This is a genomic window from Terrabacter sp. C0L_2 (assembly GCF_036352015.1).
GTDB classification, from domain to species: domain Bacteria; phylum Actinomycetota; class Actinomycetes; order Actinomycetales; family Dermatophilaceae; genus Terrabacter; species Terrabacter tumescens.
Genome location: NZ_CP143557.1, coordinates 1,150,882 through 1,164,165, shown reverse-complemented (window position 1 = coordinate 1,164,165; position 13,284 = coordinate 1,150,882). Strand labels below are relative to the sequence as shown.

The following is a 13,284-nucleotide window of genomic DNA, read 5'->3' as shown; positions in this document are numbered from 1 at the left end:
GCGCATCAGGCGAACCCGGCGACGAAGCGGCGCAGGACGTCGTGGGCGGCCGAGACGTCGGCCCGGTGCACGCGCTCGATGATCGCGTCCTGCTCGTCGGGCCGGAAGTAGCCGAGGTGGGCGTAGGCCCGGATGCGCTCGACGAAGGTCTCCGCCTCCAGCTCGGGGTGGAACTGGGTCACCCACGCGCACGGCCCGATCCGGTAGGCCTGCACCGGGCAGGCGTCGCTCGTCGCGACGACGACGGCTTCGGGTGGTGGCTCGGTCGCGGCCTCCTTGTGGCCGACGAAGGCGTCGAACGTGGGAGGAAGCGCGCGGAAGATCGGGTCGTCGCGCCCGCCGTCGGTGACGCGGACGGTCGTCGTGCCGACGGGCTCGCCGTAGGTCCGGTCGACGACGCCGCCGAGCGCGAGGCTCGTCGCGCCGACGCCGTAGCAGAGGCCGAGGTAGGGCACCTCCCGCTCGACGAGCTCGCGCACGAGCTCGGCCAGCTCGTCCTCGACGCGGCGCTCGGTGGGCGACTTCGCCGACTCGGGCTCGCTGACCGTGAAGGGGCTGCCTCCCAGCACGACGCCGGAGTATGCCGTCACGTCCACGGGCAGGACCGGACCCTGCTCGAGGCGCACGTGCACGACCCGCTCGGCGGGGAGGCCGGTCAGCCGCCGGAACGCGGCGCGCTCCTGCTCGGCGAGGGCGTCGTCGACGCGGGAGGTGAGGAGCAGGAAGGGGCGTCCCGTCACGGGAGCAGGTCGTCGAGGTAGAGCGGGAGCATCGCCCACCACGTGGGCCAGTCGTGGTCGTAGGACGGGCCCCAGTCGTCGACGCGGTTGGGGATGCCCTTGCTGCCGAGCACGTCGGCGACGGCGCGCGACTCACCGACGTCCTCCCACCGGCCGCTGCCCGAGGCGAGGACGACCATCCGGGTGCGCAGCTGGTCCAGGGCCGGCCCCTCGAGCCCGGGCAGGAAGCGCAGCGGCGAGCTGAAGTAGAGGTCGTCGTTGACGTGGCCGCCGAGGAACTGCTCGATGGCATACGTCCCGCTCATGCACACCGCCGAGTGCACGAGCTCGGGGTAGCGGCAGGTGATGGCGAGGGCGTTGAAGGCCCCGATGGAGGCGCCTGCGACGGTGACCGGGACGTGGTGGCCGCCGAGGTCGGAGTGGATCGCGGGGATGACCTCGCGGGCGATCGTCTCGTGGAAGGCGTTGAAGAGCGAGAGGCGGTAGTCGACGGATCCACGGTGCTGGGCCAAGGCCCGTCCGGCGACACTGTCGACGGAGTAGACCTTGGCGCGTCCGGCGGAGATGAGCGGCTCGAGGTGGGCGATCATGTGGTGCCGCTCGACCTCCTCCGCATCACCGCCCGCGGTCGGGAAGAGCAGGACGGGCGCGCCGTAGGTGCCCCACCTCGCAACGCTGATGTCCTGGCCCAGACGGTCGGAGTACCACCGGTCGGTCACCTTCATGAGCTGCCTGCCCTCTCAGTCGGATTCACTCGTAGACGAACTTCTGGGGTCCGGGGAAGAGCCACGACAGCCCTTCGCCGAGACGGTCGCGCCAGTTCTCCCAGTTGTGGCCGTCGCGCGACTCCGTGTAGCGCACGCGCATGCCGGTGTGGCGGAAGACCGGCACCATCGACCGGTTCGGGGTGATGAGCGGCTCGTAGACGCCGCACGACATGAAGATCCGGTCGACGACGGCGGTCGGCTTCTCACGGAACCGGTTGACGAACTTCACGACCGGGTCGAAGGCCGGGCCGCCGCCGTGGTCGAAGCCGATGTCGGTGAAGACGAGCGACGCCGACTGGAGCAGGAGGGAGCCGAAGAAGCCGGGGTAGCGCACCGCCGTCGAGAGGGCGGCAATGCCGCCGAACGAGCTGCCCATGAGGCAACGCGCCTCCGGGGTGTTGACGAGCGGCAGCCGCTCGGTGAGCAGCGGCACGAGCTCGCGCGCGATGAACCGGGCGTGCGGCGCGTGGTTGGGGTACTCCTTGAGCCGGTCGCGGGGCGGCACGAAGACCGCGACGAGAGGATCGATGTCGAGGCGGTGGATGAGGTTGTCGAGCACGGTCTTCATCGCCGCGAACTGGAGGTAGTCGGTGCCGTCGTGGACGACGAGCAGCGGGTATCGCTGGGCCCGGTTGAAGCGCGCCGGCAGGTAGATCTGGACCGGCTGGTCGCGGCGCAGCGCCTTGCTGCGCACCTGCTCCTCGACGAGCGTTCCCTCGCGGGCCTCCGGGTCGAAGACCGCCCACTCCGGCACGCGGTAGCCGATCGCCGCGCACACCGACGAGGAGCCCATCGGGCTGTGGGCGAGCCGGGGGTTGAGCGGGTCGTTGAACCGCTCGTAGTGCTCGCCCTTGCGGATCTCGATCTGGTACTCCACCCGAGAGCCCTCGGGGAGCACGGTCGTGACGGCCCACAGATCGGAGTCGCCGATCCGCTTGAGCGGCAAGGGGTCCGGTAGGCCGACCACACGGTGCCGCACCCAGACCTCGTCGACGTCGCCGCGGTAGAGGAAGGTGGCGCGCTCGCCCTCGATGATCGGGCAGCCGTAGCGCTCGACGAAGCGGTCGATCGTCGGGCCGTCGAGCGGCAGCCGCTCGCGGAGCCGGTTGACGGCGAGGCGCTCCATGGCGCTCATGCGGCGCCCACCACGGAGACGTGGCCGGTGCGGTCGATGACGCGGGCACCGGCCGGCAGGTCGGTCGCGCCGTCGGGGAAGCGCACGACCGCCCCGTCGTCGAGCAGGAGCAGGCGGTGCTCGGCGAAACGCCTGGCCAGCACCGACATCCGGTCGTGGTCGTCGAGGCGCAGGCGCCGCTTGGCGTGCGGCAGGGCGATGATGCCGGGCAGCCGTCCGAGGCCCCTGTCGTGCACCTCGGCCGCGGTGACGCCCTGCGGGCTGAAGTCGTGGAAGAGGACGACCTCGTCGGTCAGCACCATCGCCCCGGCCGACCACGCGACGACGGTCTGCTCGGGGCGGAGCCTCACGTCGAAGAAGCGCAACGTCCACAGCAGCGTGCGCACGTTGCCCCCGGCGATGACGACGGCGTCGACCTCGTCGAGGACCGCCCCGATCTCGCCGCGGTGCCAGCCGATCGTGCCGTTCTCGTCGGGAGCCGCGGTGGCACGGACCGCGCGGTAGAGCTCGTCGAGCTGGCCGGCATACCACCGGTCGACGTCACGGACGGCCTCGATCGCCGCCTCCTCCGCGACAGGACCCACCGCGTGGATGGACGTGCGGTGCGAGACGGCCTGCACCGCGTCGATGGCCGCCTGGAGCCGGATGCCGTAGAAGGCGCGCAGCTCGTCCATGCGGTCGCGGAAGGCGAGCGCCGCCGCCGCGACCTGCTCGTCCTTGCCCAGCACGTCGAGCATCCGGTGGTGCAGGCGCAGGTTGACGCCCCGACCGTCGAGGTGGCCGGCGAGCTCGCCGTCGTCGGACTCGCGCTCCTCCCACCCGGAGTTGACCATCGCGATGCGGCCGCTGATGTCCAGGGAGCGCACCGTGGACCCGACCGTCGTCGTGAACCGTTGGGGCCCAAGGAGAATCGTCGTCGACATGAACTGGTGACTCAGCCGCTCAGCCCGCGTGCATGTGGATCGTGCGACCCACGTCGTCGAGCATGGCGCGCGCGGTGTCGAAGTCAGGGTGGCGCAGACGCACCCACGCGTTGGCCATGTAGCCGGCCTCGACCGCCTGGGTGCCGTGCCCGACCGGCGGGAAGTGGCCGTCGATGATCCACTCGCCGTAGCGCGACCGGACCTCGTCGATGCCGGAGTAGCCGGTCACCGCTCCGTCGCGGTCAGGCCGCAGCGCGACGATGCCCGCGGCATACGACCTCTGCATCTGCTGCTCGGGCGCACGGTGGGTGATGACGTGCGCCCACTCGCGGTAGACGTCGACGTCGTTGGCCGCGGAGTAGACGTCCCACGCGCCGACGCCCGGCGGCCGGGCGCCGATCTCGCTGAACTTCAGGCCCTTCGGGCCGTAGAACCACTCCATGTGCGTCGCCGACGTCTCGATGCCGAGCGCCTCGATGACGCGGCGGCCGAGGTCGCGCACCTCGGCGTAGAAGGCGTTGCCGGGCTCGTCGATGCGGTTGGTCGTGATGAACTGCGGCGAGATCCAGCGGTGGCGCATCGCCTCGAGGACGTTGGGGTAGTAGTGCGTCGCCCAGTCGTGCACGACGTGCCCGTCGAGGGTGATGGTGTCGTAGAAGCCCTCGTGGCCCTCGACGAACTCCTCGATGGCGATCGAGCTCTGGCCCTCGCGACCGTAGGCAGCGAGCGCCTGCTCGAGCTCGTGGTCGCTGTCGACGCGGACCGTGCCCTGGGCGCCGGCGCCCGCGCGCGGCTTGAGGATCAGCGGGTAGCCCTCGCGCTCGGCGAACGCGCGCGCCTCGGCGGCCGAGTCGACGGCGGCGCTGGCGGCGGTGGGCACGCCGGCCTGCCGGAGCGCCTCCTTCATCGACGGCTTGTCGCGGCACAACCACGTCGTCCGCACGCTCGTGCCGGGGATGCCGCACGCCTCGCGCACCTGCGCTGCGGTCATCGTGTGCGACTCGACGACGGCCTCGAGGGCGTCGATCCACACCTTGTCCTGGAAGTAGCGGACCGCCTCGACCATCTGGTCGACGTCGGTGACGTTGCCGACGCGGTAGTAGCCGCGCAGCGCCCCCAGCACCTCGTCGTCGAGGTCGTGCTCATCGGTCTCGCCGATGCCGTAGACGTTGGCGCCCACCGACGCGAGCGCGTGCACGAAGCGGCGCTGGTTCGCCGGGAACGACGGCTCCACGAAGATGATGTTCACCTCGCCGACGCTATCGGTCCTCCGGAGCGGTTGCCATGGACCGACGCCCGCGGCCGTGTGCCGCCGGGCGGGTCGCGTGCGAAAAGCGGGCGCCCGCGCGCGTCGGGAGCCAGACTGGAGGCGTCGCACCTCGGGCAGGACCTCACCCCTCAGGAGGAAGCATGTCGAGCACGGTCCCGAACCCCGCGTCACCCGACCCGACCGATCCCGCCGACCCGTCGCCAGCCTCGTCGTCATCGGCGTCATCGGCGTCATCGGCGTCGGAGCCACGGACCCGCCGAGAGGCCGCGGCCTCGAGCAGCTGGGCCGTGGCGTCGACCTCGTCCGGATGGTCGGGCGCCCTCATCGCCATGGGCATCCTGTCCGTCGTCCTCGGCGTGCTCGTCCTCGTCTGGCCCAAGGCGACGCTGCTCGTCGTGGCGATCACCTTCGGCCTGCAGCTCATCGTGGCAGGCGCCGTGCGCCTCTCGGTGAGCCGCGACCTGCCGAGCGAGCCGGGCTGGCTGAAGCCCGTCTCGATGGTGCTCGGCGTGCTGTCGATCATCGCCGGCATCATCTGCCTCTTCCGGCCGGGCACCTCGCTCTTCGTCATCGCGATCTTCATCGCCGCCGGCTGGATCGCCGAGGGCATCGCCGCCCTCGCCCAGGGCTTCGGCTCGGACCGCTCGACCGGCGCGCGCGTCTTCCTCATCGTCAGCGGCGTCGTCTCGATCATCGCCGGCTTCGTCGTCGCGGTCTTCCCGGGATCCTCGCTCGTGCTGCTCGCGCGGCTCGCCGGCATCATGCTCATCCTCATCGGCATCGCCGAGCTCGTCACGGCCTTCATGGCCCGCCGTGCCGCCGGCACCGGTGCGGGCACCGGCAGCACGGCGGCACCTGCCCCGGCCTGACGGCATACGCCACGCCCGAGGGCACACGCCGCCCGACGGCGCACGACAGCGTGGAGGTTCGCACCCCCTCAGCGGGGTGCGAACCTCCACGTTCACGTCGGCCGCCTTGCCGAAGACCGACGCTGGCTAGGTTGTCGCGCATGAGCGACGTCGCGGCCCGGCTGGTGGACTACTACGAGCGGGAGATGGCCGAGCGCGCCACCCGGCCACTCGCCGACGAGCGCGAGCAGCGGCTGACGGCGTTCGTCGAGCTCCTCCGGGACGAGGGTCTCGGGTCGGTGGTCGAGGTCGGCTGCGGCGCCGGGCGCGACGGCGTCCGGATCGCGGGGGCCGGCGTCGCCTACAGCGGGGTCGACCTGACCCCGGCCGCCGTCGACCTCTGCCGCGGGCTCGGGCTCGACGCGCACGTCGGCTCGGCGACCGAGCTGCCGTTCGCGGACGACTCCTTCGACGCCGGCTGGACGATGAGCACCCTGATGCACCTGCCGGGTGATGAGATGGTGAGAGCGCTCGCCGAGCTGCGCCGGGTCGTGCGGGCCGGGGGTCTGCTCGAGGTCGGGGTGTGGGGCGCCGACACGAGCAGCGAGTGGACCGACGACGGCGGGCGCTACTTCCGCAGCCGCACCGACGAGGGGCTGCGGGGGCTGCTGGGCGCGGTCGGTGAGGTCGTCGCCTTCGACACGTGGACGCACTTCACCGACGGCGGGCACTACCAGTGGGCGCGCGTCGTCGTCTCCTGACGTTCGACCCCGCGGCGCGGGCTCGTCAGAGCCAGCCGCGCTCCTGGGCGACGCGGGCCGCCTCGGCACGGGTCGACGTGCCCGTCTTGCCGATCGCCGAGCTGAGGTGGTTGCGCACCGTGCCCTGCGACAGGTGCACGACGCCGGCGATGGCGGCGACCGTGCCACCGCGTAGCGCGACGGCGAGCACCTCCCGCTCCCGGGCGGTGAGCGGGTTGGCGCCGTCGACGAGCGACTCGGTGGCGAGCGACGGGTCGACGACCCGCAGCCCTGCGTGCACGCGGCGGACCGCCTCGGCGAGCTGGCGCGCCGGGGTGTCCTTGACGACGAAGCCGGACGCGCCCGCCTCGAGCGCGCGCCGCAGGTAGCCGGGCCGGCCGAACGTCGTCACGACGAGCGTGCGCACGGCCGGGAGCGCCGCGCGGACCTGGCCTGCCGCGGCGATGCCGTCGATGCCGGGCATCTCGATGTCGAGCAGGCACACGTCGGCGCCCGAGGCGCGCGCGGCGTCGACGACCTCGTCCCCGCGGCCGACCTCGGCCACGACCTCGAGGTCGGGCTCGAGCGCCAGCAGCGCCGCGAGCGCCCCTCGCACGAGGGCCTGGTCGTCGGCGAGCAGCACCTTGATCGTCTCGCTCACAGCGTCACCTCCAGCACGGTCCCGTGGCCCTCCGGGCCGGTCTCGATCGAGAGTCGACCTCCCGCGGCCCCGACCCTCTCACGCAGACCACGTATGCCGTTGCCCTCGGGCCGCTCGCCGAGCCCGCGTCCGTCGTCGCGGACCGTCAGGCAGTTCGTCGCGAGCTCGACCCAGCACTCGTCGGCGTCGCTGTGCCGCACGACGTTGGTGGTCGCCTCGCGCAGCACCCAGGCGAGCACCGTGCGGTGCCGTGGGTCGACGACGGAGGGGTCGTCGGGCACGTGCGCCTCGATGCCGGCGCCTGCGAGTGCTGTTCGGGCAGAGGCGAGCTCGTCGGCGAGGCGCGCGACGCGTAGCCCTCCGACGGTCGCCCTGATCTCCGCGAGCGCCTGGCGGCTCAGCGCCTGGATCTCGGCGAGCTCGCCCTTGGCCCGCTCGGGGTCGAGGTCGACGAGCCGCTCGGCCAGCTCGGCCTTGACCGTGACGACGGTGAGCGAGTGGCCGAGCACGTCGTGGACGTCGCGGGCCACGCGTTCGCGCTCCTCGACGATGGCCAGGTCTCGCGACATCCGCTCGTACTGCTCGCCGCGGTCGGCGACGACCCGCACGCCGCCGGTCATGACCCCGACCGCGAAGACGATGATGGCGACGCTCCACGTGCCCTCGCCGGGATCGGTGACGACTGCGGCGGTGCCGGCCACGACCGTCGCCACGACGCCGAGGCCGACGGCAGGCAGGATCGGGAGGGCGAACATCCCGAAGGCGACGACGAAGGGCAGGAAGCCGAGGCTGTTGGCCCCGATGATCAGGGCCGAGCCGACGGTGCACGCCAGCAGGAGCGCGAGGTAGGCGACCGCCCCGCGCGTCGTCGACGGCCCGCGGCGGCCCATCCGCTCGAGGTGGCTCGACCCCAGGACGTAGGCCACGGCGAAGACGACGACGAGCACGAGCCCGACGACGACCTGCCACAGCGGGCGCGGCGCCCCGACGAGGGCGATGACGGGGAAGACGAGGAAGACGAGCCACACCCCGCGCACGATCCAGCCGTAGCGCTCCCACGGGTTGCGGCCCGGCGCCCCGGTCGCCAGTGCCCCGTTCGCCGCCGTCCCGCCCGCCGGCTCGGCGGGCGGGATCTCGGCGCTGACCTGCTCGGTCACTGGCGCTCCCGCCCGCGACGGACGAGGAGCACGGCGGCGGTCCCGAAGATGGCGAGCCAGGCGAGCACGTTGACGATCGGCAGCCACAGCGGGTCCTGCGACCCGTCGGGCAGGTAGCCCTCGGTGAGCGGGTAGCGGGCCAGGGCGGCATACCCGTAGAGCGGCGTGAACTTCGCGAACGCCAGCAGCGTGCCCGACAGCGGGATGAAGAGGTTGCCGAGGAAGGCGAAGATCACCATCGTGCCGCTCGCGGCGCCGACCGCGGCCTCGGAGCGGAATGCCGTGCCCACGAGGAGACCGTAGACGGCGAAGACCGCCGAGCCGAGCAGGCACAGGACCGCGCTGAGGGCCCAGGCCCGCATCGACCCGCGGGCACCGGTGATGGCGCCGAGGGTGAAGGTCAGCAGGATCGGCACCGCGGCCACGGTCATCGCGATGAGCGCCTTCATGGCGATGTAGGACGAGTCGGCGAGCGGCGTCAGGCCGAGCTGGCGGCCCCAGCCCTGCTGGCGCTCGACGGCCGCGTTGCCGCCGATGCTCGTCGTCGCCGTGACGGCGCCGTAGGCGGCCATGCTGATCATGACGTACATCGCGACGTTGCCGTTGCCGATGGTCGCGTCCTTGGCGTCGACCGTCGCGCCGAAGATGAGGTAGAAGAACGCCGGCAGCACGGCGGTGAAGAACATGCCCGCCCAGTCGCGGGTGATCCGCCGCATCTCGAGCAGCGTGAAGGTGGCGTTCATCGGACGAGCTCGCTCTCGGTGCGGTGGGTGCCGTCGGTGTGGGCAGTGTGGGGAGTGCCGGGAGGGACGGGGCGGTCGTCGCCGGTCAGGGTCATGAAGGCCTGCTCGAGGCCGGCGGTGACGATCTCGAGGTCGGTGCCGCCGAGCTCGAGCAGCAGCAGGCGGGCCACGGCGTCGGAGTCGGTCGCGGTGACGACGACGCGCGAGCCGCGCTCCTCGACGTCACGCACACCGTCGACGCCGCGCAGCCGCGCGACGCTCGAGGCGACCGACCCGGACGGCATCGTCGCCGACACGGTGCGGCCGCTCGCCCGGGCCCGGATCTCGGCGGTCGTGCCGTCGGCGACGATGCGGCCGCCGGCGACGAGGACGATGCGGTCGGCGAAGGCGTCGGCCTCCTCGAGGTAGTGCGTCGCGAAGACCACCGTGCGTCCGGTGCCCGCATCGGCGCGCATCGTGTCCCAGAAGTCGCGCCGCGCCGTGACGTCCATGCCCGCCGTCGGCTCGTCGAGGACGAGCAGCCGCGGGTCCGGCAGCAGCGCCAGGGCGAACCGCAGCCGCTGCTGCTCACCGCCCGAGCACTTCGAGACACGCCGGTCGGCGAGCGCGGCCAGCCCGGCACGCTCGATCACCTCGTCGACGGGGGTCGTGACGGCATACGTCGAAGCGACCATGCGGACCGTCTCGCGCACGGTGAGGTCGCGCAGCAGGCCTCCGGTCTGCAGGACCGCGGACACGTGCCCGCCGATGACCGCCTCGCGCGGGCGGCGGCCGAAGACCTCGGCGGTGCCGCTCGTCGGCTCGGTGAGGCCGAGCACCATGTCGAGGGTCGTCGTCTTGCCGGCGCCGTTCGGCCCGAGGAAGGCGACGATCTCGCCGGCCTCGATGCGCAGGTCGATGCCGTCGACGGCGCGGACCTCGGTGTCGTGGGAGCGGCGGGCCGGCGCGAACGTCTTGACGAGGCCGCGCAGCTCGACCGCCGGGGCCCCCGAGGCCCCGGCGACGGAGATGGGTGTTGTGGTCATGGCCCCACTCTCCCGTGCGGACACCACCTCGCGGCAGCAGCAGGCGTCACGTCGTGGCCATGACAGGTGTCACGGGAGCCGTGACCGGAGAGACTGTCGGCATGGCCGACTTCGAGGTGCACCTCGTCCCACCGCTGACCGCCCCCGAGGCGTGGCGCCGCGTGCTCGACCTGCGCGCGCACACCGCCGTCATCCCACTCACGACCGTGACCGGGGACGCCATGGCGGCGAGCGATCTCGTCGACGGGTCGCGCTTCGTCGCCCGGACGGGACTCGGCCCGGTCGGCTTCGACGACGTCATGGTCGTCGACAGCATCGTCCCGCCGACCCCGACGACGGCGGGGACCGCGCGGATCCGCAAGGAGGGCAAGGTCGTCCGCGGCGCGATCGACCTGTCGGTGACCCCGACCGCGGCGGGGTCGACGGTCGTCTGGAGGCAGCAGATCAGCGTGCGTGGCGTGCCGGCCGTGCTCGATCGCGTCGTGGCCACGGTGGCGCGCGTCGCCTACGGCACCGCCCTGCGCAAGCTGCTCGCCCGCGGCTGACGGGGCGCGCCCGCGGAGGTCGGGCGCCCGACCGCGGTGGTCAGCGCCAGCCGAGCTCCGGCGCGACGTGCGTCAGCAGGCTCTCGATGACGTGCGCGTTGTAGTCGACGCCGAGCTGGTTGGGCACCGTGATGAGCAGCGTGTCGGCGGCCGCGACCGCCTCGTCCTCGGCGAGGTCACGGACGAGCTGGTCGGGCTCGCCGGCATACGTCTTGCCGAAGCGCGCCGTGCCGCCGTCGATGATGCCGACCTGGTCCTGGCTGGCCGACTCGCGACCGAAGTACGCCCGGTCGACGTCGCTGACGATGGGGAAGACGCTGCGGCTGACCGACACCCGCGGCTCACGCTCGTGGCCGGCCGCCTTCCACGCGTCGCGGAAGCGCTGGATCTGCTCGGCCTGCAGGCGGTGGAAGGGCACGCCGGTGTCCTCGGTCAGCAGCGTCGAGCTCATGAGGTTCATGCCCTGCTGCGCCGTCCACTCGGCGGTCGCCCGGCTGCCGGCGCCCCACCAGATGCGATCGCGCAGACCCGGCGAGTGCGGCTCGATGCGCAGCAGGCCCGGCGGGTTGGGGAACATCGGCCTCGGGTTCGGCTCGGCGAAGCCCCGGCCCGACAGGACCTCGAGGAAGACCTCGGTGTGCTGGCGCGCCATCGCGGCGTGGTCGCCGTCGGTGGGCTCGTAGCCGAAGTAGCGGTAGCCGTCGACGACCTGCTCGGGTGACCCACGGCTGATGCCGAGCTGGAGCCTGCCGCCGGAGATGAGGTCCGCGGCGCCAGCGTCCTCGGCCATGTAGAGCGGGTTCTCGTAGCGCATGTCGATGACACCGGTCCCGATCTCGATCCGGCTCGTGCGAGCGCCGACGGCGGCGAGCAGCGGGAACGGCGACGCGAGCTGGCGGGCGAAGTGGTGCACCCGGAAGTAGGCGCCGTCGGCGCCCAGCTCCTCGGCCGCGACCGCGAGGTCGATGGACTGGAGCAGGACGTCCTGGGCCGACCGCGCCTGCGACTGCGGCGACGGGTTCCAGTGCCCGAACGAGAGGAATCCGATGTTCTTCACGTGCGGTCAACAACCGCGGTCACGACGCTCTTCCCGCCCTTCGAAGGGCAACCGGACAATCCGGGAACGCCTCCCGCGGCGAACCACCCGGCATGATGCGCCTACGACTTGCCCTCAGCGGGATCCTCGCGGCCGTGGCCGGGATCGCCGCCGGCCACCTCGTCGCGGGCTTCCTCGCTCCAGCGTCGTCGCCGGTGCTCGCCATCGGGTCGACCGTGATCGACCTGACCCCCACCCCTGTCAAGGAGTGGGCCATCGCGACGTTCGGCACCAACGACAAGGCGATCCTGCAGGGGTCGGTCCTCGTCGTGACGCTCGTCCTCGCCGCGGTGGCGGGCCTGCTCGCCCAACGCCGTATGCCGCTGGCCGTCGGTTTCATCGTGCTGCTGACCGGGCTGGCCGGCGCCGCTGCGCTGCTGCGCCCTGCAGCCCGCCCGCTCGACGTCCTGCCCGCGCTGGCAGCCATGGCCGCCGGCGTGGCGACGCTCGCCTGGCTCGTCCGCCTCGCCCGCCGTGCCTCCGACGCGGCCGTGGCGAAGGGAGACGAGGCGACGGTCGACGGCCCGCGTGGCTCCAAGATGCCCCCCGCCGCCGACTCCGCGGCCCAGCGGGGCACCGGACGACGCGGCTTCATCGGCGGCGCCCTCGGCGTCACCGCGCTCTCCGTCCTCGCCGCCGCCGGTGGCCAGCTGCGCGCCGGCGCCCAGTCCGTCAAGAAGATCGTCCTGCCCGCTGCCGCCGACAAGGCCAAGCCGCTGCCGACCGGTCTGGAGACGCAGGTGTCCGGCATCTCGCCCTTGCGCACGCCGACCGCGAAGTTCTACCGCGTCGACACCAACCTCGTCGTGCCCAAGGTCGACGTCGACACCTGGACGCTCGAGGTCGACGGCATGGTCGAGAAGCCCTTCACGATGACCTTCGCCGAGCTGTCGGCGATGCCGCTCATCGAGCGCGACATCACGATGACGTGCGTCTCCAACGAGGTCGGCGGCGGCTACATCGGGGCCGCCCGCTGGCTCGGCGTCCGCCTGACCGACGTGCTCGACCGCGCCGGCACCAAGGGCAGCCCCGACCAGGTGCTCAGCACGGCCGTCGACGGCTTCACCATCAGCACCCCGCTCGGGGTGGTGCGCGACGGCCGCGACGCGATGATCGCCATCGGCATGAACGGCGCCCAGCTCAGCGACACCCACGGCTTCCCGGCCCGCCTCATCACGCCCGGCCTCTACGGCTTCGTCGGCGCGACCAAGTGGCTGACCAAGCTGACCCTGACGACGTATGCCGCCGACCAGGCCTACTGGACGAAGCGCCAGTGGGCGACGGACGCACCCATCAAGACGAGCGCCCGCATCGACACCCCCGCACCGCTCACGACGATCCAGGCCGGCACCACCGCCATCGGCGGCGTCGCCTGGGCGCAGCACCGCGGCGTCGGCAAGGTCGAGGTCAAGATCGACGACGGCCCTTGGCAGGCAACGAAGCTCGGGCCCGACGTCGGTGTCGACTACTGGCGCCAGTGGTACCTCCCGTGGGACGCCAAGCCGGGGCTGCACCGCATCTCCGTGCGCGCGACCGACCTAAAGGGCCAGGCCCAGATCACCGAACGTGCCACGCCGTTCCCCAGCGGGTCGAGCGGCATCCAGGAGGTGGTGGTGACCGTCGCGTGAACGCCT

At 72.5% G+C, this 13,284-nt stretch carries 15 protein-coding genes; 4 read left to right on the top strand and 11 right to left on the bottom strand.

Annotated features, from left to right (window positions below):
* Window positions 1–5: 5 nt before the first annotated feature.
* The 6 genes from U5C87_RS05425 to U5C87_RS05400 form a co-directional block, all read right to left on the bottom strand.
* Entirely contained in the window at window positions 6–740 is a 735-nt protein-coding gene (locus U5C87_RS05425) for a glutamine amidotransferase (protein ID WP_330475610.1), read from the bottom strand.
* Window positions 737–1,465 (bottom strand): esterase family protein, encoded by a 729-nt coding sequence (locus U5C87_RS05420; protein ID WP_330475609.1) that lies wholly within the window; start codon window positions 1,463–1,465, stop codon window positions 737–739. Before U5C87_RS05420 ends, U5C87_RS05425 begins: the two co-directional genes overlap by 4 nt.
* A gap of 25 nt (window positions 1,466–1,490) precedes the next feature.
* Complete coding sequence (locus tag U5C87_RS05415; protein WP_330475608.1) at window positions 1,491–2,642, bottom strand: alpha/beta hydrolase-fold protein; 1,152 nt, start codon at window positions 2,640–2,642, stop codon at window positions 1,491–1,493.
* The gene (locus tag U5C87_RS05410; protein ID WP_330475607.1) at window positions 2,639–3,508 is read right to left on the bottom strand and encodes a Type 1 glutamine amidotransferase-like domain-containing protein; all 870 of its coding nucleotides are present in this window, start codon (window positions 3,506–3,508) and stop codon (window positions 2,639–2,641) included. Before U5C87_RS05410 ends, U5C87_RS05415 begins: the two co-directional genes overlap by 4 nt.
* A 76-nt stretch (window positions 3,509–3,584) precedes the next feature.
* On the bottom strand, window positions 3,585–4,814 hold the full coding sequence (locus U5C87_RS05405) for an ATP-grasp domain-containing protein (protein ID WP_330475606.1): 1,230 nt from the start codon (window positions 4,812–4,814) through the stop codon (window positions 3,585–3,587).
* Window positions 4,815–4,956: 142 nt separating this feature from the next.
* Window positions 4,957–5,160, bottom strand: a complete 204-nt coding sequence (locus U5C87_RS05400) for a hypothetical protein (RefSeq protein ID WP_330475605.1) — start codon at window positions 5,158–5,160, stop codon at window positions 4,957–4,959.
* Between the two features lie 4 nt (window positions 5,161–5,164).
* Here U5C87_RS05400 and U5C87_RS05395 point away from each other — a divergent pair, with 4 nt between their 5' ends.
* Window positions 5,165–5,704 (top strand): HdeD family acid-resistance protein, encoded by a 540-nt coding sequence (locus U5C87_RS05395; RefSeq protein WP_052358472.1) that lies wholly within the window; start codon window positions 5,165–5,167, stop codon window positions 5,702–5,704.
* 140 nt (window positions 5,705–5,844) lie between these two features.
* On the top strand, window positions 5,845–6,444 hold the full coding sequence (locus U5C87_RS05390) for a class I SAM-dependent methyltransferase (protein WP_330475604.1): 600 nt from the start codon (window positions 5,845–5,847) through the stop codon (window positions 6,442–6,444).
* Window positions 6,445–6,469: 25 nt separating this feature from the next.
* On the opposite strand, the gene U5C87_RS05385 is transcribed toward U5C87_RS05390, so the two are convergent.
* From U5C87_RS05385 to U5C87_RS05370, 4 genes are read right to left on the bottom strand one after another with little or no spacing between them, the layout of a single operon-like run.
* Window positions 6,470–7,084: a response regulator transcription factor gene (locus U5C87_RS05385; RefSeq protein ID WP_330475603.1), complete on the bottom strand. Its 615-nt coding sequence runs from the start codon at window positions 7,082–7,084 to the stop codon at window positions 6,470–6,472.
* Entirely contained in the window at window positions 7,081–8,241 is a 1,161-nt protein-coding gene (locus U5C87_RS05380) for a sensor histidine kinase (RefSeq protein WP_330475602.1), read from the bottom strand. The genes U5C87_RS05385 and U5C87_RS05380 overlap by 4 nt, the downstream gene beginning before the upstream one ends.
* Window positions 8,238–8,984: an ABC transporter permease gene (locus U5C87_RS05375; protein ID WP_330475601.1), complete on the bottom strand. Its 747-nt coding sequence runs from the start codon at window positions 8,982–8,984 to the stop codon at window positions 8,238–8,240. The genes U5C87_RS05380 and U5C87_RS05375 overlap by 4 nt, the downstream gene beginning before the upstream one ends.
* Window positions 8,981–10,009 carry an ABC transporter ATP-binding protein gene (locus U5C87_RS05370; RefSeq protein WP_330475600.1) on the bottom strand — a complete coding sequence of 343 codons (1,029 nt, stop codon included), beginning with the start codon at window positions 10,007–10,009 and terminating at the stop codon, window positions 8,981–8,983. Before U5C87_RS05370 ends, U5C87_RS05375 begins: the two co-directional genes overlap by 4 nt.
* Before the next feature lie 101 nt (window positions 10,010–10,110).
* Here U5C87_RS05370 and U5C87_RS05365 point away from each other — a divergent pair, with 101 nt between their 5' ends.
* A complete protein-coding gene (locus U5C87_RS05365; protein WP_330475599.1) occupies window positions 10,111–10,554 on the top strand; it encodes a hypothetical protein in 444 nt (147 codons plus the stop codon).
* A 40-nt stretch (window positions 10,555–10,594) separates the two neighbouring features.
* Here the strand turns inward: U5C87_RS05365 and U5C87_RS05360 are convergent, their stop codons facing one another.
* Complete coding sequence (locus U5C87_RS05360) at window positions 10,595–11,611, bottom strand: LLM class flavin-dependent oxidoreductase (protein WP_330475598.1); 1,017 nt, start codon at window positions 11,609–11,611, stop codon at window positions 10,595–10,597.
* A 92-nt stretch (window positions 11,612–11,703) separates the two neighbouring features.
* Here U5C87_RS05360 and U5C87_RS05355 point away from each other — a divergent pair, with 92 nt between their 5' ends.
* Complete coding sequence (locus U5C87_RS05355; RefSeq protein ID WP_330475597.1) at window positions 11,704–13,278, top strand: molybdopterin-dependent oxidoreductase; 1,575 nt, start codon at window positions 11,704–11,706, stop codon at window positions 13,276–13,278.
* Window positions 13,279–13,284 lie beyond the last annotated feature (6 nt).